This window comes from Streptomyces sp. AC558_RSS880 (assembly GCF_019049255.1).
Classification (GTDB): Bacteria; Actinomycetota; Actinomycetes; order Streptomycetales; family Streptomycetaceae; genus Streptomyces.
The window spans coordinates 126,780-151,244 of sequence record NZ_JAGMUJ010000159.1 but is presented as its reverse complement, the minus strand read 5'-3'; the positions used below and the strand labels follow the sequence as shown (position 1 = coordinate 151,244).

Annotated in this window: 22 protein-coding genes and 1 pseudogene; 5 read left to right on the top strand and 18 right to left on the bottom strand. The window is 71.0% G+C overall.

Going from position 1 to position 24,465, the window contains the following annotated elements:
* The first annotated feature begins 115 nt into the window (after positions 1–115).
* Both KUM38_RS35785 and KUM38_RS35780 read left to right on the top strand, forming a co-directional pair.
* Positions 116–1,078 carry a TIGR03557 family F420-dependent LLM class oxidoreductase gene (locus tag KUM38_RS35785; protein ID WP_217135897.1) on the top strand — a complete coding sequence of 321 codons (963 nt, stop codon included), beginning with the start codon at positions 116–118 and terminating at the stop codon, positions 1,076–1,078.
* A gap of 21 nt (positions 1,079–1,099) precedes the next feature.
* Positions 1,100–2,191, top strand: a complete 1,092-nt coding sequence (locus KUM38_RS35780; protein ID WP_217135895.1) for an enolase C-terminal domain-like protein — start codon at positions 1,100–1,102, stop codon at positions 2,189–2,191.
* Between the two features lie 168 nt (positions 2,192–2,359).
* On the opposite strand, the gene KUM38_RS35775 is transcribed toward KUM38_RS35780, so the two are convergent.
* Complete coding sequence (locus KUM38_RS35775) at positions 2,360–2,794, bottom strand: phage holin family protein (RefSeq protein WP_217135894.1); 435 nt, start codon at positions 2,792–2,794, stop codon at positions 2,360–2,362.
* Between the two features lie 108 nt (positions 2,795–2,902).
* On the opposite strand from KUM38_RS35775, the gene KUM38_RS35770 reads away from it, so the two are divergent.
* A complete protein-coding gene (locus KUM38_RS35770; protein WP_217135892.1) occupies positions 2,903–3,250 on the top strand; it encodes a VOC family protein in 348 nt (115 codons plus the stop codon).
* Between the two features lie 107 nt (positions 3,251–3,357).
* Here the strand turns inward: KUM38_RS35770 and KUM38_RS35765 are convergent, their stop codons facing one another.
* The 14 genes and pseudogenes from KUM38_RS35765 to KUM38_RS35700 all read right to left on the bottom strand — a co-directional run bounded on the left by KUM38_RS35765 (position 3,358) and on the right by KUM38_RS35700 (position 17,279).
* Positions 3,358–3,912, bottom strand: a complete 555-nt coding sequence (locus KUM38_RS35765; RefSeq protein ID WP_217135890.1) for a GNAT family N-acetyltransferase — start codon at positions 3,910–3,912, stop codon at positions 3,358–3,360.
* A 40-nt stretch (positions 3,913–3,952) separates the two neighbouring features.
* Complete coding sequence (locus tag KUM38_RS35760; protein WP_217135887.1) at positions 3,953–4,885, bottom strand: LD-carboxypeptidase; 933 nt, start codon at positions 4,883–4,885, stop codon at positions 3,953–3,955.
* Positions 4,882–6,834 (bottom strand): prolyl oligopeptidase family serine peptidase, encoded by a 1,953-nt coding sequence (locus KUM38_RS35755; protein WP_308409136.1) that lies wholly within the window; start codon positions 6,832–6,834, stop codon positions 4,882–4,884. Before KUM38_RS35755 ends, KUM38_RS35760 begins: the two co-directional genes overlap by 4 nt.
* A 16-nt stretch (positions 6,835–6,850) precedes the next feature.
* Positions 6,851–8,155, bottom strand: coding sequence for a M20/M25/M40 family metallo-hydrolase (locus KUM38_RS35750; protein WP_217135883.1), 1,305 nt, complete (start codon positions 8,153–8,155; stop codon positions 6,851–6,853).
* On the bottom strand, positions 8,148–8,981 hold the full coding sequence (locus KUM38_RS35745; protein WP_217135881.1) for a M55 family metallopeptidase: 834 nt from the start codon (positions 8,979–8,981) through the stop codon (positions 8,148–8,150). Before KUM38_RS35745 ends, KUM38_RS35750 begins: the two co-directional genes overlap by 8 nt.
* A gap of 277 nt (positions 8,982–9,258) precedes the next feature.
* Positions 9,259–10,011, bottom strand: a complete 753-nt coding sequence (locus KUM38_RS35740; RefSeq protein ID WP_217135878.1) for a hypothetical protein — start codon at positions 10,009–10,011, stop codon at positions 9,259–9,261.
* A gap of 169 nt (positions 10,012–10,180) precedes the next feature.
* On the bottom strand, positions 10,181–10,939 hold the full coding sequence (locus KUM38_RS35735) for a hypothetical protein (protein ID WP_254398246.1): 759 nt from the start codon (positions 10,937–10,939) through the stop codon (positions 10,181–10,183).
* 495 nt (positions 10,940–11,434) lie between these two features.
* Positions 11,435–11,686 carry a hypothetical protein gene (locus KUM38_RS35730; protein WP_217135876.1) on the bottom strand — a complete coding sequence of 84 codons (252 nt, stop codon included), beginning with the start codon at positions 11,684–11,686 and terminating at the stop codon, positions 11,435–11,437.
* A gap of 237 nt (positions 11,687–11,923) precedes the next feature.
* A complete protein-coding gene (locus KUM38_RS43885) occupies positions 11,924–12,115 on the bottom strand; it encodes a hypothetical protein (RefSeq protein ID WP_374227122.1) in 192 nt (63 codons plus the stop codon).
* 13 nt (positions 12,116–12,128) lie between these two features.
* Positions 12,129–12,896 carry an IS5 family transposase gene (locus tag KUM38_RS35720; protein WP_217135874.1) on the bottom strand — a complete coding sequence of 256 codons (768 nt, stop codon included), beginning with the start codon at positions 12,894–12,896 and terminating at the stop codon, positions 12,129–12,131.
* Between the two features lie 108 nt (positions 12,897–13,004).
* Positions 13,005–13,604, bottom strand: a pseudogene (locus KUM38_RS35715) (transposase); the annotation flags it as partial.
* Between the two features lie 22 nt (positions 13,605–13,626).
* Entirely contained in the window at positions 13,627–14,568 is a 942-nt protein-coding gene (locus tag KUM38_RS35710; protein WP_217135872.1) for a hypothetical protein, read from the bottom strand.
* Between the two features lie 369 nt (positions 14,569–14,937).
* The gene (locus tag KUM38_RS35705) at positions 14,938–16,314 is read right to left on the bottom strand and encodes an IS1380 family transposase (protein ID WP_217135870.1); all 1,377 of its coding nucleotides are present in this window, start codon (positions 16,312–16,314) and stop codon (positions 14,938–14,940) included.
* Between the two features lie 170 nt (positions 16,315–16,484).
* Positions 16,485–17,279: a MerR family transcriptional regulator gene (locus tag KUM38_RS35700; protein WP_217135867.1), complete on the bottom strand. Its 795-nt coding sequence runs from the start codon at positions 17,277–17,279 to the stop codon at positions 16,485–16,487.
* Positions 17,280–17,357: 78 nt separating this feature from the next.
* Between KUM38_RS35700 and KUM38_RS35695 the strand changes: the two genes are divergently transcribed.
* On the top strand, positions 17,358–17,720 hold the full coding sequence (locus tag KUM38_RS35695; protein ID WP_217135865.1) for a nuclear transport factor 2 family protein: 363 nt from the start codon (positions 17,358–17,360) through the stop codon (positions 17,718–17,720).
* Between the two features lie 38 nt (positions 17,721–17,758).
* The gene (locus KUM38_RS35690) at positions 17,759–18,544 is read left to right on the top strand and encodes an SDR family oxidoreductase (RefSeq protein WP_217135863.1); all 786 of its coding nucleotides are present in this window, start codon (positions 17,759–17,761) and stop codon (positions 18,542–18,544) included.
* 224 nt (positions 18,545–18,768) lie between these two features.
* On the opposite strand, the gene KUM38_RS43880 is transcribed toward KUM38_RS35690, so the two are convergent.
* The 3 genes from KUM38_RS43880 to KUM38_RS35680 are packed head-to-tail and all read right to left on the bottom strand — an operon-like array spanning position 18,769 to position 24,464.
* Positions 18,769–18,915 (bottom strand): polymorphic toxin type 30 domain-containing protein, encoded by a 147-nt coding sequence (locus KUM38_RS43880; protein ID WP_366814795.1) that lies wholly within the window; start codon positions 18,913–18,915, stop codon positions 18,769–18,771.
* A 16-nt stretch (positions 18,916–18,931) separates the two neighbouring features.
* Positions 18,932–19,684, bottom strand: coding sequence for a hypothetical protein (locus KUM38_RS35685; RefSeq protein ID WP_217135861.1), 753 nt, complete (start codon positions 19,682–19,684; stop codon positions 18,932–18,934).
* A 13-nt stretch (positions 19,685–19,697) separates the two neighbouring features.
* Complete coding sequence (locus tag KUM38_RS35680; protein WP_217135859.1) at positions 19,698–24,464, bottom strand: putative T7SS-secreted protein; 4,767 nt, start codon at positions 24,462–24,464, stop codon at positions 19,698–19,700.
* Position 24,465 lies beyond the last annotated feature (1 nt).

Sequence of the window (24,465 nt, the reverse complement as noted above, 5' to 3'; positions counted from 1 at the left end):
TCGGGAGACTTCCGCGTCCCCCTGACCGGGGCCGCCAAACGTCCGCCGGTTTCCGCCGGGCCCCCCGGGTACCCGGTCCGGGACCCGAACCGCCCATGTCGCGGAGGCACCCCCCATGCCCGAGTACGGCTATTTCCTCTCGTGCGAGCAGTACGGTCCCGCCGAGCTGATCGAGCAGGCGCGGATGGCCGAGCAGGCCGGGTTCCAGGCCCTGTGGATCTCGGACCACTACCACCCGTGGAACGGCGCACAGGGGCAGAGTCCCTTCGTGTGGTCGGTGATCGGCGCGCTGTCCGAGGCGGTGTCGCTGCCGGTGGGGACGGCGGTGACCTGCCCGACCGTGCGGACGCACCCGGCGGTGGTGGCGCAGGCGGCGGCCACGGCCGCGGTGATGTCACCGGGGGAGTTCCGGCTGGGCGTGGGCACGGGCGAGGCGCTGAACGAGCACATCCTCGGGGACGCCTGGCCGCCCGCGCACGTACGCCTGGAGATGCTGGAGGAGGCCATCCAGGTGATGCGCCGGCTGTTCACCGGCGAGGAGGTCAACCACCACGGCACGCACTACACGGTGGAGAACGCCCGCCTGTACACCGTGCCGGACGGGCCCGTCCCGATCGACATCTCGGGCTTCGGCCCGGCGGCGACCAAGCTGGCGGCCCGGGTCGGCGACGGCTACGTCACGATGATGCCGGACGCCTCGATGGTGGAGCAGTACCGCAAGGGCGGGGGCGGCGGGAAGCCGGTCAGCGGCGGCACCAAGGTCTGTTACGGCACGGACCGTGACGCGTGCGTGCGTACCGTGCACCGGCTGTGGGCGAACGAGTTGCTGCCCGGCGAACTGGGTCAGGTGCTGCCGTCACCGAAGCACTTCGAGCAGGCGCAGACCCTGGTCACCGAGGACATGGTGCGGGAGAACCGGGTGTGCGGCGACGACGTGGACGAGCACGTCGCCGAGCTCCGGCAGTTCGCCGACGCGGGCTTCGACCGGATCTACGTCAACCAGATCGGCCCCGACCTGCGCGGCTTCTTCGACTTCTACCGCACCAAGGTGCTGCCGCAGCTCCAGCAGGCCGGCTGAGCCGGGGGAGGACGGACGACCATGGAACTGCACCGACCCGGCGTCTCCGTCTACACCGTGCCGGCCGACGCCCCGGAAGCGGACGGGACGCTGGCCTGGGACTCCACGACGGTGGTGATCGCCGAGGTGTCGGCGGGCGACGCGACCGGCACCGGCTGGACGTACGGTCCGCCGGTGGTCGGCGACTTCCTGAGCGGGCACCTCGCGCCGCTCGTGGAGGGCATGAGCGCGCTGGACGTCCCGGCCGTGCACGACGCGATGTGCCGCTCGGTCCGCGACGCCGGCCGGGCGGGCGTCGCGGCCTGCGCGATCTCGGCGCTGGACATCGCGCTGTGGGACCTCAAGGCACGGCTGCTGGAACTCCCGCTGGTGCGGCTGCTGGGGGCGTGCCGGGAGCGGGTGCCGGTGTACGGCAGCGGCGGCTTCACCACGTACCACGACACGCACATGGCCGCACAGCTCAACGGGTGGGTGCACGGGCAGCACATCCCGCGCGTGAAGATCAGGATCGGGGAGGGCTGGGGCCGGGAGGTGCCCCGTGACCTGCACCGGGTGCGGGCCGCCCGGCACGTCATCGGCGAGCACGCCGAGCTCTACGTCGACGCGGGCGGGGCGTACACCCGCAAGCAGGCGGTGCGGGTCGGTCACGCCCTCGCCGAGCACGGGGTGGGCTGGTTCGAGGAGCCGGTCTCCTCGGACGACCTGACCGGGCTGCGGCTGGTGCGGGACGCCGTGGTGAGCGACGTGGCCGCCGGGGGGTACGGGTTCGACCTGCCGTACTTCGCCCGGATGATCACGGCCGGGGCGGTGGACTGCCTCCAGGTGGACGCGACGCGCTGCGGCGGGCTGACCGAGTTCCTGCGCGCGGCGGCACTGGCCCAGGCCCACGGTCTGGAGGTGTCGGGGCACCGCGCCCCGCACGTCCACGCGGCGGTGGCGGCCTGCGTTCCGAACCTGCGGCATGTGGAGTGGTTCCACGACCACGTCCGGATCGAGGACATGCTCTTCGACGGCGCCCTAGACCCCACGGGCGGCACGATCAGCCCCACCGGGGGTCTCGGTCACGGTCTGACGCTGCGGACGCAGGACGTCGCGGAGTACAGGGTGGGCTGAGCGGCCGGCTCCGGATCCGGTCGGCTCCCCGGTCGGCTCCGCGGGAGACGGGTCAGCCTGCGGGCGGCCGCCTCCTCGCCGAACCGGCCGCGGGCGCCGAAGTCCCGGTCACCGCGACGGTCTTGGGGTCCCGCGGCAGGAGCGGTGCCATCGGCCTCCTCGGACCGGTCAGTCCCGGCGGTGGGAGGCGTCGGGGTCGGAGTCCGGCCGCGGCGGTACGACGCCGGCGGTGGGCGGTGCGGACGGCACCGGCGGGACGGGTGCCGACCGGCCGCCGGGCGCGGTGGCCTGCGCGGGAACGGTCCCGGACGCCGTGGGCCGGGCCGCGCCGCGTAGGGCGAGGGCCAGCGCGCCCAGGATCACGGCCGTGATCAGTGCGGCGGCCCAGTCCGGCAGGACCAGGGCGAGCGCGAGGCCCACGGCCAGCGACACGGCCGCGCCCGCGTACAGGGCGGCGGCGCCGGCTCCGGCGTACAGGGCGGCCCTGCGGCGCTGTCCCCGCGCCTGTGCGCGCAGTTCGTCGCGCACGGTTTCGCGGGCCACCCGCGCCAGCTCGTCGACCAGGTGCTTGTCCAGGTGCTCCAAGTGCTCCAAGCGCTGCATGGGCGCCGGGTACCCGTGCCCGGGGTCGCGTAACGCCCGCGGGCACGGGGTGTGGAGATCGTCCACGCCGGTCCCCTTGCCGGGGCGGCCCCAACTAGGCTCGTCCCCATGGAGATTCTGGGTGCCACACTGCGTGTCTGCGTCGACGACATCGAGACCGCCATCCCCTTCTACGAGCGGCTGGCGGGCGGCAGGGCCCTCCGGTTCGAGCGGGGCGGTGTCCAGGTCGCCGCGGTCGGCTGCTTCCTGCTGATGAGCGGTCCCGCGGCCGAACTGGACGTGCTGCGCAGGGTCACGGCGACCCTCGCGGTGAAGGACGTGGAGGAGACCCGGGAGGTGCTCGCGGAGATGGGCGCCGACATCATCGCGGGCCCGCTCCCCACGCCCGTGGGCCGCAACCTCATCGCACGGCACCCGGACGGTGCGGTCTACGAGTACGCGGACCGCCGCTCCTGACGCACCCGGTCACGGCGCGGGCCGCACCCGGACGTCGTACCGCTCCGGCAGCGGTTCGCCGGTGGCACCGGCCCGCACCCGCCCGACGGCCCCGGGCAGTCCGGGCGTCAGCGGCCCTTCGTCATCTCGCTGGTGATCGCCCAGCGCTGGTGGTCGCGCCAGGCACCGTCGATGAAGAGCATCTTCGGCGAGAAGCCCTCCAGGCGGAAACCGCAGGCGCGGGCGAGGGCGATGGAGGCGGCGTTGCCGGGCTGTACGTTGATCTCCAGACGGTGCAGCCGCATCGGGCCGAAGGCGTACCGCACCACGAGGTCCAGGCCCTCGCGCATCAGCCCGCGCCCGGCCGCGTGCGCGAAGGCGCCGTAGCCCAGCGCACCGCACAGGAAGCCGCCCTCGACGATGTTGTTGATGTTGATGAACCCGGCGAGGGCGCCGTCCGCCTCCTTCTCGCAGACCAGGAACCCCGCCTTGGTGGGATCCGCGATCAGCCGCCCCGCGTACGTGGCGTACGCGTCCTGGCTGTCCGGCGGGAACAGCCAGGGGTGGTGGAGGTCCTTGCTCTCCCGGGCGCGGGCGGTGAATTCGGCGCCGTCCGCGTGGGTGAAGTGACGGATCCCCACGCGGCGGCCTTCGGCGAGGTAGCGGGAAGCGGTGTGCGGCACCCCGCCACCCTACGACGGGCCCGCGCGCGACGCGGGCCGGTCAGCTCAGCGCCGGCTCGTCCAGGGTCAGCGTGCCCGCGTCGGCGTCGAGTTCGGCCGTGACGCCGAAGGGGACGGTGAGCGCGTCGGCGCAGTGCCCGAACCCGAACTGCTCGGCCACCGGCACCCCGAGGCCGCCGAGCCGGTCGGCGAGCAGCGCCCGCACCCCGTCGTACGGCTCGCACTGCGCCCAGGAGCCGAGCAGCAGTCCGGCGACCCCGTCCAGCCAGCCGGCTCTCAGCAGCTGGGTGAGGCAGCGGTCGAGCCGGTAGGTCTCCTCCCCCACGTCCTCCAGGCACAGCAGTCCGCCGCGCGCGGAGGGTCTGGCGTGCGGGGTGCCGAGGTCGGCGGCGAGCAGGGAGAGACAGCCGCCGAGGGTGATCCCGCGCGCCCGCCCGGGGACGAGCGCGGTGCCGTCGGAGTGGATGGTGCGGACCGTCTCGGGGGCGAAGAGGGTCGCCCTGAGATGGTCCTGCGCCCGCGCGCTCTTCACGAAGTCGACGCCCGCGGCCATCGGCCCGTGCAGGGTGACGAGGCCGAGCCGGACCGCGAACGCCTCGTGCAGCGCGGTGATGTCGCTGAACCCGACGAACACCTTCGGCCCGGCGGCCCGCATCGCCTCCCAGTCGAGCAGGTCGACCACGCGCTGTGCGCCGTAGCCGCCGCGGGCGCAGATCACCGCGTCGACGGCCGGGTCGCACCAGGCGGACTGCAGGTCGGCGGCCCGGTCGGCGTCGCCGCCCGCGAGGTAGCCGAACTCGCCGTGCCGGTCCAGGACGTGGCGGCCCACCACGGGGTCGAGGTCCCAGCCGCGCAGCACGTCGAGCCCGGCCTGGAGCCGCTCCTCGGGCACCGGACCGCTGGGCGCGACCACGGCCACCCGGGCGCCGGGGGCGAGGCGGGCCGGCCGCCGCAGTGCTCCGACCCGGCTCACGTGCCCAGCTCCAGGGTCGGCACGCCGGGCGGTTCCATCCCGAACACCTGGGCGTACAGGGACAGTTCCGCCTCCAGGGCGCGCACCATGGTCTCCGCCCGCCGGAAGCCGTGCCCCTCGCCCTCGAAGGTGAGGTAGGCGTGCGGCACGCCCCGGCCGGCCAGCCGGGCCAGGAACCGCTCGCACTGTGCGGGCGGGCAGATCACGTCGTCCAGTCCCTGGAGCATCAGGAACGGCACGGAGAGCCGGTCGGCGTGCGCGGCGGGCGAACGTTCCGCGTACCGCTCGGGCACCTCGGCGCGCGGGCCGATCAGGCTCTCCAGGTACTGGGACTCGAAGTCGTGGGTCTCCCCCGTGCCCCAGCCGGTGAGGTCGAGCACCGGGTAGCTGATGGTGCCGCAGGCGTAGACGTCGGTCGTGGTGAGCGAGGCGGCGGCGGTCCAGCCGCCGGCGCTGCCGCCCCGGACGGCGAGCCGGTCGCGGTCGGCGGTGCCCTCGTCGGCGAGGGCCAGCGCGACGGCGGCGCAGTCCTCGACGTCGACCACGCCCCACTGCTCGCGCAGCCGGTCGCGGTACTCCCGCCCGTATCCGGTGGAGCCGCCGTAGTTGACCTCGGCGACGCCGATGCCGCGCGAGGTGAAGTAGGCGATCTCCAGGTCGAGCACGAGCGGCGCCCGGCCGGTGGGGCCGCCGTGCGCCCAGATCACGTACGGGGGACGCTCGTCCGCGGGGCCGGCGCACCCGGGGTTGTGCGGGGGGTACACCTGGGCGTGGATCTCCCGGCCGTCCGGTCCGGTGAACGTGCGGATCCGCGGCTCGGGGTAGTACGCCGGGTCCACCGCGTCCTCGTGGCGGGCGCCGATCACCCGGGCGTGGCCCGTCCGGGTGTCCAGTTCCACCACCTCGTGGGCGCTGTGCGGTCCGGCGCCGACGGCGACGACCCGTTCGCCCTGTGCCGCGAGGGTGGGCGCGAACTCGCTCCACGGGCCGGCGGCGTCGACGACCTCGCAGGTCTCGGGGTCGAGGACGCCGAGCAGGGGTGCGCCCCGGCCGTGCAGGACGGCGATCAGGCCGCTGTCCAGCGGGGCGAACCAGCGCAGCCCCAGCTTCCACAGTGGTCCGCCGAACTCCTCCTCGCGCGGGCAGACCGGCTCCCCGTCCCGGTAGAGGTTCCACCAGCCGGTGCGGTCGCTCGCGTACAGCAGCCGGCCGTCGGGGGTCCAGTCGGCCTGGGCGACGGACTCCTCGGGTCCGCCGGCCACCGTGCGGGCGTCGCGCAGGGTGCCGTCGGCGGCGACGTCGGCGACGAGCAGTTCGGTGCCGTCCCACGGCATGCGCGGGTGGTCCCAGCCGAGCCAGGCGGCGCGCCGCCCGTCCGGCGCGAGGCGCGGCCCGGTCACGAACCGGTGCCGGCCGTCGCTCAGTTCCCGTACGGCGTCCCGGTCAGCGGCGGCGGAGCCGTCCAGCGGTACGGCGGCCAGGACACGGCGTACGTCGCTGGGGCCGTCACCGGTGAACTCCTCCAGGACGCACCACACCTCGCCGCGCTCCGGCAGCAGCACCGGATCGGCCCAGCGCAGCCCTTGCCCGACCGGGGACACGGGGGTGAGCGGGCGGGGCTCGCCGCCCGGCTCGTACCGGTAGAGGCGCTGGTCGGCGAAGTTCACGAACACCACGAGCGGCACACCGTCCCGCGCGGTGCCCGCCCAGGGACGGCCGCCGTACTCGATGACCCGGGTCCGCACGTTCCACGGCGCGGGCAGGACCGGCTCCTCGGTGCCGTCGGCGTGCCGGCGCACCAGCGTGCGCCGGCCGGCCTCGGCGGGCCGGGGCTCGGTCCACCACACCTCGTCGCCGACGAAGCCCACGGACTCGGGGCTGCCGTCGTGGGCCGCGGCCGTGGCCGCGTCGATGGGCGAGGGCCACTCGCCGTACGCCAGGGTCCGCACTTTCTCCCCCACTCGTTCAGGCCGTCCGCAGGAACCGGTCGAGGACCCGGACGCCGAAGTGGAGCGCCTCGACCGGGACGCGCTCGTCGACCCCGTGGAAGAGGGCCTGGTAGTCGAAGCCCTCCGGCAGCTTCAGCGGCGCGAATCCGTAGCCGGTGATGCCCAGCCGGGAGAACTGCTTGGCGTCCGTGCCGCCGGACATGCAGTACGGCACCACGTGCCCTTCGGGCGCGAACTCCTCGATTGCGGCCCGCATCCGGGCGTACGTCGGCGAGTCCACCGGTGCCTGGAGCGCCACCTCGTGGTGCTCGAACTCCCAGTCGACGTCCGGCCCGGTGAGCCGGTCCATGGTCGCGCGGAACTCGTCCTCGGCACCGGACAGATACCGTCCGTCGACGCGCGCCACGGCCTCCCCGGGGATCACGTTGATCTTGTATCCGGCGTCCAGCATGGTCGGGTTGGCGCTGTTGCGGACGGTGGCCTCGACGAGCTTGCCCGCCGTGCCGAGCTTGTCCAGCAGGGTGTCCACGTCGGACAGGTCCGTCTCGATGCCGTACACGGCGGCGAGTTCGGTGAGCGCGGCCCGCACGGTCGGGGTGAGCCGCAGCGGCCACTCGTGCTCGCCGATGCGGGTGACGGCGGCGGCGAGGCGGGTCACCGCGTTCTCCCGGTTGACCTTGGAGCCGTGCCCGGCCCGGCCGCGCGCGGTGAGCTTCATCCAGGCCGTGCCGCGCTCGCCCGCCGCGATCGGGTACAGCTGCCGTCCGTCGCCGTCGTGGAAGGTGAACGCGCCCGACTCGCTGACGCCCTCGGTGCAGCCCTCGAAGAGGTGGGCGTGCCGGTCGGCGAGAAAACCGGAACCGTCCTCGGCGCTGGCCTCCTCGTCGGCGGTGAACGCGATGACGATGTCGCGGCGGGGCCGTACGCCCTCGCGCGCCCAGGCCCGCACCACGGCGAGGATCATCGCGTCCATGTTCTTCATGTCGACCGCGCCGCGGCCCCAGACGACCCCGTCGCGGACCTCCCCGGAGAACGGGTGCACGCTCCAGTCGGCGGCCTCCGCCGGGACGACGTCCAGATGGCCGTGGACGAGCAGCGCGTCGGCCGACGGGTCGGTGCCCTCCAGGCGGGCGACGACGTTGGCGCGGCCCGGGGTGCGCTCCAGGAGCACCGGCTCGAGTCCCGCCTCGGCGAGCCGCGCGGCGGCGTACTCGGCGGCGGGCCGCTCCCGGCAGTCGCCCCCGCCCCTGTTGGTCGTGTCGATCCGGATCAGGTCGGACGTGAACGTCACGACCTCGTCCAGGGCCCGCTCGTCAGCCATACTGCTCCTCCACCGCGGCCGAGGCGATCGTGGTGACCGCCTTGAAGGTGCGGATCCCGTCGTACATGGTCCCGCTGGTGTACGCCACCTTGCGCTCGCCGGTGCGGGTCACGCCCGGCACTACGGTGGCGGCCATCGCCAGGTGCTCGGCGTCGAACTCCACCGCGACGGTGAACGGCCCGCCGTCGACCGGCTCCCGGCGCACCGCCAGCGTGGCCGCCTGCTTGGCGGCCGCACGGATGTCGGCGGCCGTCCGGGCCGGGGTGCGGCACACGGCCGCGTACCGGGACACGTGGTCCTTGACGGCGACCTTCAGCGCCTCGGGCGCGTAGCCGAGCGCGTCCTCGCAGGCGACGTCGTCACCGGTCACCAGGATCACCGGCACCCCGTACTCGGCGACCACGTGCGCGTTGAGCAGTCCCTCGCTGGCCCGTACGTCGTTGACCCAGACCCCGGTGATGGAGTTGGCGAGGAAGGTGTGCGCGAGGACGCCCTCCATGCCGGCACCGGCGTGGTAGCCGATGAACGCGATGCCGTCCACGTCCCCGTGCTGCACACCCTCGACCATGGACAGGGACTTGTGCCGCCCGGTGAGCATCTCGGCCCGCTCGTCCAGCTGCTCGAGGAGCAGGTTGCGCATGGTCCAGTGGGCCTCGTTGATCAGCACCTCGTCGGCGCCGCCGTCGAAGAAACCCTGCACGGCGGCGTTGACGTCCGAGGTGAACATGGACCGGCACCGCTCCCACTGGGGAGTCCCCGGCAGCACGTCGGCCGGCCAGGTGACACCGGTGGCGCCCTCCATGTCGGCGCTGATGAGGATTTTCACGAGACGTTGTCCATTCGCAGGTCGGAGACGCGCGGTCGGGCTCTCGACAACAGTGCTCGACAGCGTGCGGCGCCACGGGTGTGGATCTTCATGCCCCGAAACCGTACGCGCTGCCCGGCCGCCTCGGCCAGGGCTGTGGACAACTACGGGTGGTCCGGACCACCGAACTCACCTCGTACGGCCCACGACCAGCCCTCTTCCGAGAAACTGCCCTCTGAACCGACACCCCCGGCCGGGCATCCGGATGTCAGTCGGCAGGATCGCCACGACTCCGGCGTCACGGGTTTCCGTAGTCCTCCATCATGGTGGCGATCAGTTCGAGCAGGGCGTCCGCCCGGTGCCGGTCCTCGCGCTGGGCGCGCAGGGCCTCGTCTGCGGCCCGGAGGCGGATCAGGGCGGCCGGTTCGCCGTCCACCAGGTCGTCGACCACCGGCGTGGTGATCAGGTCCAGGCACTCGGTGAGCAGCCGGCGGGTGGCGGCGGACGGCGGAGCGGGGTCGGGGGCGGCGAATGCCGTGGTCAGGTACCGGGCCGGGTCGCTCAGGCTCCAGCCGACGACGGTGCCGCCCTGGACCAGGAGCGCCACGTCGGGGGCGATGCCGATACGGGCGTCCAACGGCTCGTCGAGGATGTCCAGGTCGCGCAGACAGGCCAGCACGGAATCCCCGGGGGCCCGGCACAGCACCGCGCACATCTCGTGCCGGAAGTCCCGGACCTCGTCCGCACGGAGCCCACCCGGACGCACCTCGGGCATGGCGGGCACGCGGGTGAGGGTCTCGGCGGACGCGGACACGTACGGCATCCGGAACTCGGCCGCCGCCAGTTTCCGGTCGCCCGGGTCGAACCGGAGGACGTCGGGCGCGTCCCACAGCCAGTCCTGGCTGCCGAAGGTACGCGCGAGGAACCGCTCACGCTCCTTCACGTCCGCATACTGCGCGACGTCCACGGAGCCACCTCTGAAGCGGGGTGTGACGTGCAGCGGGTCGTCCGTCACCGTCGCGCGCCAGCCGCCGTCGAACGTCAGTTTCATGCTGCCCGACACCTCGTGGATCGACGGCACGCCGGGGCGACCTCATCGCGAAGCCGTACCGGGCGCGGCTGGCCGAGCCCGGGAGCGAGTACCCGAAGCTGTGGGGGTTGTCCGCGGCTGCTTCGCCACGCCCTGGACGGGAACCTCATGGTTTTCTGATCAATGGACGTCATGGATTCGCGTAGTCCTCCACCAGGTTGCCGATGAGCGAGAGCAGGGCGTCGACGCGGTGCCGGTCCTCGCGTTGGTCGCGCAGCCTGTGGTCCAGTTCCCGCAGGCCGGCCACCGCGGCCGGGTCACGGCGCCTCACCGCGTCCAGCCACGGCGTGGTGGCGAGGTCCATGCAGGCCGTGAACAGGAGCCGGGTGGCCGGGGCCGGTGGAGCCGGGTCGGGAGCGGCGAAGCCGGTGGTGACGTACCGGACCGGGTCGGTCAGGCTCCAGCCGACGACGGTGCCGCCCCGGACCAGGAGCGCCACATCGGGGGCAATGCCGATACGGGCGTCCAGCGACTCGTCGAGGACGTCGAGGTCGCGCAGACAGGTCAGTACGGCGTCTTCGGGGGCGCGGCAGAGCCCGGTGGTCATCGGCAGGCGGAAATCCCGGACCTCGTCGGCGCGCAGACCGCCGGGGCGGACGGGGGGTGTGGCGGGAACGCGTGCGCAGTCCTCGGGGTCGGCTGCCTCATGGGGCAGTCGGAACGCGGCACCGACCAGTTCCCGGCCGGCCGGATCGAACCGGAGCTCATCCGGGTCGTCCCACAGCCACTCCTCGCTGCCGAAGGTGTCCACGAGGAACTGCTGCCATTCCTCCACGTCGGCGTACTCCGCGACACGCACCCGCTGATCCAGGAAGTCGAAGCGCGGCAGGACGTGAAGGGCACTGCTCGTCACCGTCACACTCCAGTCGCCGTCGAACGTCAGTCTCATGGCTGCCGATGATGCCTCAGGGACCACCGGCGCTCCGGGATCCGGTGGAATGCGGGATCGGCACCGAACGCCATCGCCCGGAAAGGGGCCCTGGAAGCCCTGGTCAACACTCTGCTGGAGCCCTCTCGTTCCCCGGCCCTGATGTCGGTTCCCGGCCTCGGCTTCAGGACCGCCGCCGTCCTGATGAGCCTCTCACGTCCGCAGATCGCGGAGCATCTCCTCCCAGACTTCGGGCGGGCACAGCAGCACGACCTGAAAAGTCACCTTCTCCTGCCAGGAGGCCGTGCGTGGCCCCGGCGCCGTCGACGCGGGAGTGGTGACCGTGACACCCGGTCCCGCAGGTCAACGGCAACTTTCTGCTATCGGGGTGTCAGCTCCACCGATTCCACTGAACGGTCGGGGTCAGTACTGCCTCATTCGATCCGTACGGCGGGGGCACGGCGTCAGAGCAGGCAACCACCGGGCCGATCGGTCCTGGCTGCATTTATTCGACCATCACCCTTCCAGGAGATCACTGACATATTCGCGGAGCTGAGGAGTGAGTTCGGCGAGAGAAATTTCACGCAAAGGAGAAACGTCGTCAAGGCCGACATGGCCGGTGGACATGAGTTCGATGAGGGCATGCAACTCGGCCTCCAGGGCGTCTTCCTCCTCTTCGTCGACAGCCGCCGCTGCCAGCAATGCCGCCAGGGTCGACGCTTGAGCAGGGGTATACGCACCCACGCGGTCGGTCACTTCGTCAGCCACGCGTTCCCGTGCTTGCGCATCGACAGCCAAGACCATTCGCGCGATGCCGATGAATTCGCGGGACCTCAACGTGGAACGCCTGTTCGCCACTAGATGATCAATTCCAAAGGGTCAGTGGTCGTACGTTGTCAGCGAGCGGAGGGTGTCCTGTCCGGTGGCATCGTTGTGCCAGATCACGGCGGTCAGGGTGAGGATGCGCTGCAGGACGCGGGTGATGACACCGCGGGGTGTGCGTCCTCAGTGTTGTTCGAGGTTGAGGTGTCCCTTGAACGTTTCGTTGACCGACTCGATGACTTGTCGCAGCGGTTTGAACAGCGATCCACCGGACCGCTGCTGTTCGCCCTTGCGGGCCGACCGTAGCAACTGGATACCCTGCTGGGCGAGTTCGTGCTCAAAGGTGCGGCCGAAGTAGTTCTTGTCGCCGATCACTGAGGCTTTTCCATCATCGGCCTGAGCTGGCCAAATGCAGGGTGAGGACGGCTTGGATGAGGCTGGTGATCCGGGTGGTCGAGCATCGGATCTTGCGAAGGAGACGCCAGGACTTGAGGGTGGCCATGGCCTGCTCGACGAGTGCGCGGATCTTCGCATGGGACCGGTTCACCGCCTGCTGACCGGTGGACAGGGTCTCCCACCGCCCCCAGCACGGGGTGCGGACCGTGCCGCCGGCACCCCGGTAGCCCTTGTCGGCCCAGCATGCGATGCCGGCCTCGGCGAGGGCGTCGACGATGCCATGTTCGCGAGCCGCGCGAACGTCGTGGACAGCTCCGGGCAAGGCCGGTGAGGCCCACAGCAGCCGGCCGAAGGGATCGGCGAGGACCTGCACGTTCATCCCGTGCCTCTTGTGCTTCCCCGAGTAGTAGGGCCGGTCCGCGGCGATCCGGCCGATCGGCAGCAGGGTCCCGTCCAGCAGCACGAACGCCTTCGACGACGCCGTCCGGACTGCCTCCGCAAGAGTCGGCGCGAGAGCGGCCAGGACCTCGACGGCCTCGGTGATGTACCGGTACGCGGTCGTGGTCCCGATGCCGAACCCGGCCGCGAGCTGGGCATACGGGTGGCCGTTGCGGAGGTGGGCAAGAGTGAGCAGGGCCTGACGGCCGGCACTCAGGCGCCGCCAACGGGTACCGAGCTCTTGGCGGCGCCGGCGGAGTTTGGCGGACAGGAAGCGCAGGGCAGAACTGGACACGTCGACGCCCGACGGGTAGACAAGCACACGAAGCCTCTGGTGGAGACGGATTTCTTGGTCGAAAACCCATCTACCAGGGGCTTCACCTGTCTGTCACCCCAACTGCCCCTCCAGCCGAACAGGTTGGAAAGAGCTCACTGTCTGGGCGGGCCGGGCGGCGAGGAGGTGTGGTTCGGCCGCGAGCAGGTCAAACAGGGTCTCGCGCTCGTCGGCCTTGGCTCCCGTCAAGGCGAAGGCGATGGGCAGCCCCTGGAGGGTGCATATCAGGTGCAGGCGCAGACCCCAGAAGAAACGGCTGTGGCTGGCGCAGTAGCCGTACTCGGCCCATCCGGCCAGGTCAGAGCGTTTGACGGTCTCCCGTGAGCGGCCGCATTCCACGGGTGTGGAGTCCACGATCCACACGTCGTCGCTCCACACCGAGGTGCTGGTGGCCAGAATTCGAGTGATGCGACGTAACAGTTCGGCGGCCTTGCGCAGCCGCTTGTTGTAGCCGGGGTGCTGCGGCAGGTACGGGAAAAGGTGGCGAAGGCGGGCCCGGGCATACCGGAGCCACCTGGCCTCGGAGGTGAACCCGAGCATCGCCTGCATCATCGCGAGGGTGACCAACTCGGCGTCGGTGAGCTGCGGCGAGATACCCACGGCGGGCCGCCACTGCGCCAGGTCCGGGCGCTGTTTCAGTAGATCGCCGGTCGCCGCATACAGTGCTGTCGCGAGGGTGTCCAGGTTGTTCGTCACACAACGATCTTGGGCGGGTCGGCTACGAGTTCGATGACACCAGCCGCGTACGAACGAGCGCTCGCAGCATCGCGGCGCCCGTCCCCACCGCTGCAAGGTGCAGGACCGCCGCGAGCGCGAGGTTTTCCGGCAGGGCCGCATCGGCTGGCTGCGCGACCGCCAGGTACAGGGTGAACGGAAGCTTCCAGCCGCTCCAGGCGAACAACGAGCCCGAGCCGAGCCAGCCGAACACCATCGGGCACCATCGGGGGAATCGTGCGGGTCGGCCTCGGACGGCAGCCCAGGTGGCGGCGGACGCCACGAACGCCCAGAGCCCGAAGACGCCGGACAGCACATGCCAAGCGAGGTCCCGCTCGCCGCGGTGGGCGACCCCTGCGGTGCCGCCCACCGCCCAATACAGCCAGATGAGACCGACCGCGGCGCCGACCACCGCCATCCATGGCAGCGCCCTTGGCGAGCCCTCCCCACGGTCCCCGAGCCGACCCGCGAACGCGTCCGGCCAGCGCCGCCGCAAGTACGTGGGCAGCGCGATGGCCAGGCCCAGCCCCATGCCTACAAACCCGATCTGAACCAGCGCGGCCTCCCAGACCGGCATCGACGGGCCTGCGTCACTCCCGCTCTTCGGATTGCCATCCCCCGAGCCCAGCAGCGAACTGAGAACGGCGTACGGCAGCACCGGGACGAGGAACCCCGTCCCAACCCAAGCACAGAAAGCCAACGGCGCTGCCGGTATGCGCATCCCCCACGGCCGCACCAGCGCGAGCGCCACCGCGATCCCGATCCCTGCCATACCGATCGTGGCGCTGTTGAGCACCACCCACTCCGCCTTGCCGAATCCGTTCCCGACCGGCAGCAGCCCCAAGAGCGAACCGACCACCCACGACACCTTGATCAGCAGGTAGGGCGTCAGCGCCAGCGCTGCCCCGTACGCCGCGCCCCGCCCAGCGTAATCCCATCGATCCACTTGAACTCCCAATTCAAGCAAAGGAGTTCAAGTCTCATTCACCACAGCCCCCACGGGCGTCAACCGCCGGGCGCCTCCATGTCATCACTCAGGAGGAGTGAGAATCAGCCGACGGGAACACACAAAACTACTGGAGCACGAGGAGCCGCCGATTCACCCTCAGCCACCCAGATGCAGCCTTCAGTGGCACCCTTGGAATTGATCATCTAGCCTCGAAGTTTCATGACGGTCCGCCGACGGAGTCGGTGGGCCGTTTCGTGCCGTGGATTGCGGGTGGGCAGGCGGGGGGCCCGAGTCTCGTCTCGGGGTGACGCCGGGTTCCACTGCTCCGGTGGCGGGCTGCTGTCGTAGGGGTGTGAAGGTTGCTGGTCAGTCGGGGTTCGGCAGGAGTGCGAGCTGGTTGAGGGCGTCGGTGATCACGCCGGTCCAGGGCCAGTGCCGGGCGAGGTGGAGGATCCGCCTGCGTCCGGTGGTGACGAGCTGTCCGGCTGCGGTGAACAGGCGGAGTCGCAGGCGGCGGGGTTCCCAGAGCCGGGCGGTGCCGGTCAGAGCGAGCATCGGCATCCAGGCCAGCAGGTCGAGGGCGATCTGTACGATCTCCAGCCAGATGCGGTTTTGGGCGGTGCTGTGCAGGGGCAGGTTGCGCAGGCCGGTGGCGCGGGCGTTTCGGATGCGGTCCTCGGCGCGAGCCCGCAGCCGGTGACGCAGTTCGAGCTCGGCGATCGGGAGATTGGTGGTGTTGGTGGCAAAGCACGTCAGCCGCAGGCCGTCCGCATCGGTGATCCGCAACTGGGCCCCGGGGTGCGGTCGTTCCTTGCGGACGATCAGCCGCATCCCCTTCGGCCAGCCGGTCAGGACGTCGCCGGTGAGTTCGGCGACCCAGGCGCCGTCGCGGATCCCGCCGCCGGTCTCGACCGCCGGCGTCCAGGCGGATGCCGGAACCTTCAGCACGTGGCTGTGGATCTGCTCGGTGACGGTCATGCCGACGGAGTAGGACAGCCACCGTCCCCGCTGGGCGAGCCAGGCGACGAAGGTGTGGGTGCCGCCGGCGGAGTCGGTGCGGATCAGGGTCCGGCGCCCGCGCCGGTACTCCTTCGGCAGCTGAGCCAGGGCCAGTTGGGTGGTGGTGACGTGGTCGTCCGCCGTGTTCGAGCCCGCGTTACCCGGTCTGAGCAGAGCCGCGACCGGCTCACCGGTGCCGCCCGGCCCGTGGTCGACGAACCCCATCAGCGGGTGGTGGCCGTAGGTTCGCTTCCAGGTGGGTGCGGCGTCCTCCTTGTCCGAGTGCGCGACCACCAGCACCCCGTCGAGGTCCACGGTCACCGCCCCGTCCGCATCCGGCGCCCGCTCGCCGGCCAACTTCCAGACGCGGGCGCGCGCTTCGGCCCGGGCAGCACGGACCGCCGCCAGAGCCTTCTCGTCGGGGGCGGCGAGGGTGTCGATGAGGCGGGAGATTGTCGGGTCGGAGGCCACCGGCCCGAACACAGCCGGCTCCGCCCGCAGCATGCCGGCATCCGCGAGGCAGTCACCGCCCAAGGCGACCGCTATGGCCACGTCCAGGAGGACCTTGCCCGGATCGTGGACGGCCCTCGGCTTCCGCCACGGCATCAGCGCCGCTGATATCGCGGTGTCCAAGCCGGCCTTGCGTACGGTCTCGACCAGCAGCACGCCCCCGGCCTGCGAGACCACTGTCCGACCGCCGCTCTCGATGCGGACACGCGGGTACGACCCGATACGTTTCTCCACCGGGAGTACCTTTTTCCGTGCAGCCAACAGGACCCTAGAAGAGTCCAATCGTTGCAGTTCAGGAGCGCTCTCTGCTTGTTTGATCAAGCCTCGGTGCTCCAAACTCGTGAGAGCGCGAGGCTCAACGTGTGCGCCCTGTCGTTCCAAGACTCCGCACCGCACTGACCGCCTCAGGTGACACGGAAGACCGGCCAGCCGATCTCGGTGCGCCACGCAGCGGGATCGCTCGTGTCACGAGGGCCGACAACGTAGACCTCCCGCACCGGCCCGGCCACCGACATCGCGTTCTCCACCACCCAAGTCCCGAGTTCGCCGTACGTGACCTCGATGCTGTCGTGCTCGCCGACATGGGTGGTGACCGCAAGTTCCGCGGCCGGCAGACTCACGGGGTGCACGCGTCCGGTGCGAGGTGGCGCAGCTGACGGCAGGTAGACGAGCGCGTGACCGCGCTCCTGCTCGAAAAGGGCGTTGTCGTAGCTGCCGCCCGGCGGTCCGGTCACGTCGGCGCCGACGGCCGCCTCCAATTCGGCCATCGCGCCTGCGTACCAGGTCTCGATGTCGCGATGCCCGACTACGGCCTCCACCGCCGCGACCGTCCGTGCGGGCTCCGCACGTAGCTCGACGTCGATGGGCGCGGGATCGGGCCGCAGCAGGCGGCGCAGCGACACGACTGCGGCCCGGGTGCGGTCGAGCGCATCCTCGAGGCGTTGCAGGTGCTCGGCGACCAGCACCGCCCGGACACCAGGGTCGGGGGTCCGCAGGATCTGCTGCACATCGCTCAGGGGGACGTCGAGCTCGCGGAGCCGGTGGATGACCTGCGCGGTCGGGATTTGATCGACGCCGTAGTAGCGGTAACCGGTGGTCTCGTCCACCACGGCAGGTTCCAGCAGGGCCGCCTCGTGATACCGGCGCAGGGTCCGCACGCTCAAGTGGGTCAGCCGCGAGAACTCGCCAATGGTCAGCATCCCCTCATTCTGAACCTTCCCCCTGGGGGAGAGTCCACGGCTTGACCCTCCCGCGCCGCGAGGTCACACGGTGGGCTCATGACACAGCACACCGATCTTCCGTCCGATCTGCTCCCGCCCGCCGTGCGCCAGTTCTTGGGCGCCCACATTGTCCGCGACGCCGACACCGCCTCGTCGTTCCTCGCCGAGGATGCGGTGATCGTCGACCAGGACGAGACCTTCCGCGGCCGGGAGGAGACCGACGCGTTCCTGCGGGACGCCGGGTCCGAGTTCGAATACACGACCGAGCAGATCGGCGCTCACCGTGTCGATGACACCCACTGGGTGGTAACCGTGCGGCTCGAAGGCACCTTCCCGGGAGGCGTCGCCGAGCTCGACTACCGGTTCGCGCTGCGGGACGACCTCATCGCCGAACTCTTCATCGCCAACCACCCGGCCTGACCGAACCTGCACCACCTCAATCTTCAGTGGAGAGAAAAATGTCTAGTTCAGATCGCGATCGTCTCAACGGTCGCCGGGCGTTGGTCACGGGCGGTTCGAAGGGCTCGGGCAAGGCCGTCGTAGAGAGACTGCGAGAGATGGGTGCCGACGTGTGGACCACGGCACGCACTATGCCCGGCGGCTACGAGCGCCCCGACCGGTTCATCGAGGCGGACACTTCCACGGTGGGCGGTGTAGAGGTTGTAGTGTCCAAGATTTCTGAGGGAGGTGCGCTGGACATCCTGGTGCACGTTGTCGGAGGATCGTCGACCCCGCCTGGCGGATTCGCTGCAGCGACTGAGGAGCACTGGCTGGCGGAGCTCAACCTGAACTTCTTGGGAGCTGTCCGACTGGATCGAGCACTGCTGCCGGCAATGGTGGAGGCGGGATCAGGAGTAGTTGTCCACGTCACGTCGATTCAGCATCAGATGCCGTTGCACGACGCGACGTTGCCGTACGCGTCAGCGAAGGGTGCCCTGCGTACGTACAGCAAGGGTCTCGCGAACGAACTGGCCCCACGAGGCGTGCGAGTAAACGCCGTCAGCCCCGGGGGGATTCAGACCGGAGCGTATGCGGGCTTCATCGACCAGCTCGCCAAGGGCAACGGACTGACCCGCGAAGAGGCGGAGCAGAGCCTGATGGATTCCCTCGGAGGGGTTCCAATCGGAAGGTTCGCAACGACGGAAGAGGTCGCAGACCTGGTCGGCTTCCTCGTGTCGGACCGAGCCTCATCCATTGTGGGCGCGGAGTACGTCATCGACGGCGGCACTGTTCCAACCGTTTGAGCCAGACACCGGTTCCGAGTAGCCACTCGCGAACAGCTCGATCCGGTGGCGGAACCCCCTCCTTCACAAGGACCATGCGGGTACGACCCGATAGGCTCTTCACCTGGAGAGCGCCTCTTTCCATGCAGCCAACAGGACCCTAGAAAAGTCCAATCGTTGCAGTTCAGGGGCGCTCTCTGCTTATTTGATCAAGCGTCGCCGCCCCAACTCGTGAAAGCGCGAGGCTAGTACGGAAGGGGAAATCGAGCCGGCCAGGGGATGTGCGTGGCATGGGCTGCCTCCGAGTTGTGGTGCGGGCTGTTCGGGTTGTGGACTTGCCGGTGGTACAGGTTCCCCGCCTCGTCCGGCCCACAGACAACCGCCGACGGCATCGCCACGGCTCCGAGGTCACCGGTTCCCGTAGTCCTCCACCAGGTTGCCGATGAGCGAGAGCAGGGCGTCGGCCCGGTGCCGGTCCTCACTCTGGGTGCGCAGGGCCTCGTCGGCGGCCCGCAGGCGGGCCAAAGCGGCTGGGACTCCGTCTTCCACGTCCTGGATCACCGGCTCGGTGACCAGGTCCAGGCACTCGGTGAGCAGCCGACGGGTGGTGTCGGACGGCTGGCCGGGGTCGGGGGCGGCGTACGCGGTGGTCAGGCAGCGCACGGGGTCCGTGAGGCTCCAACCGACGACGGTGCCATGTTGGACGAGGAGCGCCACGTCGGGGGCGATGCCGACGCGGGCCTCCAGTGGCTCGTCGAGGACGTCGAGGTCGCGCAACGCGGTCAGCGCGGCGTCCCCGGAGGCGCGGCAGAGCACCGTGCACGTCTCCAGCCGGAAGTTTCGCTCCTCGTCCGCGCGCAGTCCGCCCGGACGCACCGCGGGGACCTCGGGGACGCGGGCCGAGTCCTCGGCGGAAGCGGACTCGTGGGGCAGGTGGAACTCGACGCCCGCCAACTTCCGGTCGACCGGGTCGAACCGGACCTCGTCGGGTGTGTCCCACAGCCACGCCCCGCTGCCGAACGTGCCCACGAGGAACCGTTCCCGCTCCGCCTTGTCCACGTAGGGGACGACACGCACAGAGGTTCCTTCGAAACGGGGAGTGAAGGCCAGCGGATCATCCGTCACCGTCGCGGTCCAGCCGTCGTCGAGCGCTACTTTCATGGTCGAGGCCACCTCACTTGATCTGCTCTGCCGGGGGCATGAATCCGTTCTTGCCCGGAATTCTGCCCTCCACGATGTCCTCGTGGGTGATCGGCCGACCGGGATCCGTGGCCTTGCCACCGACCGCCGTCGCTCCGGATTCGCCCAGCACCCCTGACGGTCCGTACGCCGTGATGGCCTGGCCGGCTTCGGATCCGACCCCCTTGGTCACGACTACGTCCTCGCCCTGCCGGAAGAGGAGATTCCCATTTCCGCCCGTCGACTGGTACACGGCATCCGGATTCTTGAGGATCTCCAGGACCCGTTCGTCGCTGAAGCCGTGCATCGTGTCCCCGTGGTAGTCGGGGTGCTTCCGGAATCGGTCGCCCTGCGCCTTCTCGATGACCCCGTCCGCGGCCTTGACGGCCCGCTGCCTGGCCTTTTCCTCCTTCGTGTACTTGGGCATCAGGCCCAGCGGGTCGCACCCCGTGTACGGATTGTCCACATAGCCGACGGGGTTCGGCGCGGGAGCCAGGCCCAGCGGGTCCGGGGAGGTGTAGCGGCCGGTCTCGGGGTCGTAGTGGCGGAAGCAGTTGTAGTGGAAACCGGTCTCGGGGTCGTAGTACTGGCCGGGGAAGCGCAGCGGGATGTACGCGCTGCTGTCCCTGGCCCAGGCGGTGGTGCCCCAGAGCGTGCTCCGGCTGCGCCAGGCGATGTCGCCGGTCTCGTCGATGAGTTCGGTCGGCGTGCCGACGAGATCGGTGGCGATGGCGAAGAACCGCCGGTCGATCTCCTCCTGACCGCTGTCGGCCGTGAGGATGCGCTCGGTCTGGGCCAGGGGAACGACGTCCCGGTGGTCCCAGGTGAGGACGACCGTGTTGGGGACGTCCGGCCGGTGGCTGGTCTGTTCACACAGGGTGAGGCCGTCCCAGGTGAAGCGGACCTCCTCGACCACGCTCTCGCCGTCGGCTGCCAGGCGCTGCTTCGCGGTGCGGCGGCCCAGCGGGTCGTAGCGGTAGCGCCACCGGGTCCCGTCGGGGGTGGTGACGGAGGTGAGGCGGTTCTCCGTGTCCCACGCGTAGCGCCAGGTGTCGGGCTTGCGGGACAGGCGGGTTTTCTGCCTCAGGGTGACGCGGCCCAGGGCGTCGTGCTCGAAGCGGACACCGCCGGCGCGGGTGATGCGGGTGCCGCTGTAGGCGCGCTCCCCGGTCGCCTCACCGCCCGGATGCCGGTCCGGCCAGGTCGCCGAGGTCTGGTTGCCCGCGTCGTCGTACGCGTACCGCTCCGTCCATCCCGGCGCACGGACGGCGGTCACCCGGCCCAGCGGGTCCAGGTCGAAGGTGCGGGTGCCCGACAGCCGGTCCGCGACCGAGGCGAGGTGTCCGTCGGCACGGTAGGAGTAGGCACGGCCAGTGACGGCGCGGGCCCCGGCGGTGGTGTGCTGCGCGGCGAGCCGTCCGGCCTCGTCCCAGGCCGACGTCATGGTGATCGCGTCGGCGAAGACGCGGGCCAGCTCGCGACCGGCGGCGTCGTAGGTGAAGTCGACCTGCCGGCCGCCCGTGGTCAGCCGCAGGGGAAGTCCGTCGGTTCCATAGGAGTAGGACGTGACATGGCCGGTGGGTGTGGTTCGGCGGATGCGCCGCCCCAGTCCGTCGTAGGAGTACACGAGCGGGCGGCCGTCCACCAGTTCCGTCTTGACCTGCCCCCGACGGTCGTACTGGTACCGCAGTTCGCCCTCCGGTCCGACCGCCTCCAGGAGGCGCCCGGCCGGGTCGTAGGCGTAGGTCGTCGCCCGCCCGTCGACGACCTTGCGGACCACCTGACCGAGCTGGTCGCGCTCGAAGGAAATGGTCCCGCCGAGGGCGTCGATCCGCTCGGTGAGCCGGCCCACGGCGTCCGTGCGGTACGTCAGGGTGCGTCCGTCGAAGTCGGTCTCGGACACGATGTTGCCGACCGCGTCGTACTCGTAGGTCCAGGTCAGCCCCTGCGGGTTGGTGACCCGGGTGAGACGCAGGTCGTTGTCGTGCTCGAACGCGTAGCGGGCGCCGTCGGGCCGGGTGCCGGCGAGCGGGAGGTCGAAGTGGGTGTACTCGTAGCGGGACACACCGCCGGCGGCGTCGGTGTGGGTCAGACAGTTGCCCTCGCCGTCGTAGGCCCATGACTCGGTGGCGCCGCCCGGGGCGGTGCGGCGGGCGAGCTGCCCGTCCGCGTTCCACTCCAGTCGGGTGACACCGCCCGTCGGGTCGGTGACGCGGACCGGGCGGCCGAGCCCGTCCCGCTCGGTGCGGGTGGTGGCGCCGGACGGGTCGGTCACCGCTACGACCAGCCCCGCCGCGTCGCACACCACCCGGGTGGTGTCCCCGAGGGCGTCGGTGACCGAGGTGAGCCGGCCGGCGTCGTCGTAGGAGGTGCGGGTGGTGCGGCCGGCCGGGTCGGTGACCGTGGTCCGGTTGCCGCGTTCGTCGTACGTGTACGTCGTACGGGCGCCGTCCGGCCCCGTGACCTCCGTCGGCAGCCCGAACGGGCCGCGCTCGACGCGCAGTTCGGAGCCGTCCGGACGGACGGCCGAGACCAGCCGCCCCTCCTCGTCGTACGTGAAGCCGGTGGTGGCGCCGAGCGGGTCGGTGCGGGTGAGCAGGTTGCCGTGGGTGTCGTAGTGGAACCGGGTGGTGTGACCGAGCGCGTCGGTCGTGGCGACGACCCGGCAGCGGCTGTCGATGCGGTGGCGGGTGCTCCGCCCGTCGGCGGTGGTGAGGGTGGTGGTGCGGTGGCCGGTGGCGGGGTCGGGTTCGGTGTAGGTGAGGGTGATCTGGACGTGGCCGGCCTCGCCGCCCTCGGCGACGACGCGGTCGCGGTCGTCGTAGGCGTAGTCGTAGCGGCGGCCGTTGGAGTCGATCCAGGCGGTGACCCGGTGACGGTCGTCGTAGACGAAGGTGGTGGTGGCGCCGGAGGGTTTGGTGACGGCGGTGAGGTCGCCGTCCCGGTAGCCGTAGGCCATCAGCGGCAGGTCGGTGCCGCCCTCGCCCGCGCCGGCCAGGGAGAGGGCGGTGATCCGGCCGTCGGCGCAGGTCAGCTTCACCTGGTGGCCGGCCGAGTGGACCAGGGCCAGCGGCAGCCCCTCCTCGGTGCGGTCGACGGTGACGGTGTGGCCGTTGCGTTCGGTGAGAGAGGTCAGCCAGGCGGTTCCGTCGCCGCCGGGTTCGGCGCCGGGCGGGGCGACGAAGTGGCGGACCAGACCGGTGTCGGGGTCGGTGAGCGTGTAGTCGCCGTTGCCGTCGCGCGCGAGCAGGGTGCGGGCCGTTCCCGACTCGGGGCGGGTGGGGGAGCCCGGTATCGGATGCGGATACGGGATCAGCAGGCCGTCGGCGGTGACGTGGACGACACCGACCGGGTCGGTCTCCAGGCGCTCGTCGACGGTGGACGTCCAGGACGGCCCCAGGAAGCGGCCGGCCGCGCAGCCGGACTCGGTGCGCCGGGTGAACACCAGCGGCAGGATGCCGGGGATCTCCACGTCGGTCTGCGGCAGGAACATACGGCCCGAGGCGAGGTCGACGGGGTCGGTGCCGTCGGTGGTGCGGGCGTGGTCGGGGCGGTCGTGGGTGCCGTCGGGGGCGTTGTCGACCAGGTTGCGGGCCCGCGCGGCGTCGGCGGCGTCCGCGGCGATGCGCACGCCCTTGACCGCGGCGCCGCCCCCGCCGGTGGCGACGGTCAGCGCGACGTCCGGCAGCAGCCGTCCGAAGCCCTCGTAGGGGTCCTTCATGAAGTCGCTGACCATCTGCCTGCCGGTGCCCACCGGGTCGTTGGCGGCCAGCACCAGGCCGGAGGCCAGGCTGTTGAGGTTCGTCGCGTACTCGGCGGGGTGGGTGATGTTGTACGGGTCCAGCGGGTTGATCCCCCGCACGAAGTTCACCAGTCCCGCGGTGCCCTTGATGATCCCGCCGCCGACGTGGTCCCCCATGATCTGCAGCTCCTGCAGACCGTCACCCGCCTGCTGCGCGTACGACGGCTTCTCCGGGGCCAGGTCCCGCGCCGCGCGGACGGCGCTGCGGGCGGTCTCCGCGGCCGTGTTCCGCTGCTTGCGGGCGTCGGCGAGGATCTCCTGCGCCTCCTGCATCAGCTTCTTGCCCGGGTCGTGGAACGTCGGCGCCGGACAGGGCGGCAGCGTGGACGGGTCGCGCTGATCGGCGGGCTGGGCGTTGTAGCGGTCGACGGCCCTGTTGTAGGTGTCGATCTTCTTGCGGTGGGCGTCGGCGGCGTCCTCGGACGCCTTGACCCCGTCCTTCCACTTCTCGATCGCCGTCTGCGCCTGCCCCTGCGCCCAGGTCACGGTGGAGGCGAACGACTCCAGCGCGGCGGCCGCCTTCTCGCAGGCGTCGGCGCCCGTGAACCACTTCGGCGGCTGCGTGCTCACCGCCTTGCGCAGCGCCTCGGCCGCCTTGCCCTTGAGCTGCGAGGAGTCCAGGCCCTTCAGGCCCTCGCCGGCATCGTCGAACGCCTTCTGGAAGGCGCGGAGTTTCTCGGCGGTGGAACGGATCTTCTCCGCACTGCCGTACACCAGCTTGGTCTTGTCCTCGGTCTGCCCGAGGTCCATCTCGTCGACCTCGGCGCCCATCCGGTTCGCCACCGAGCGCGACTGCTCGCGCACCCAGTCCGCGCCGGACTCCCAGCCGACGTCCTCCAGCCGGTCCGCGGTCCAGTTCCCCGCGCCCTCGACCCGGTCACCGATCCACTCGACACCGTCCTCGACCGCGTCCTCGACCGAGTCCGGCGTGATGTCCTTGATGAAGTCGCCGATGCCCACG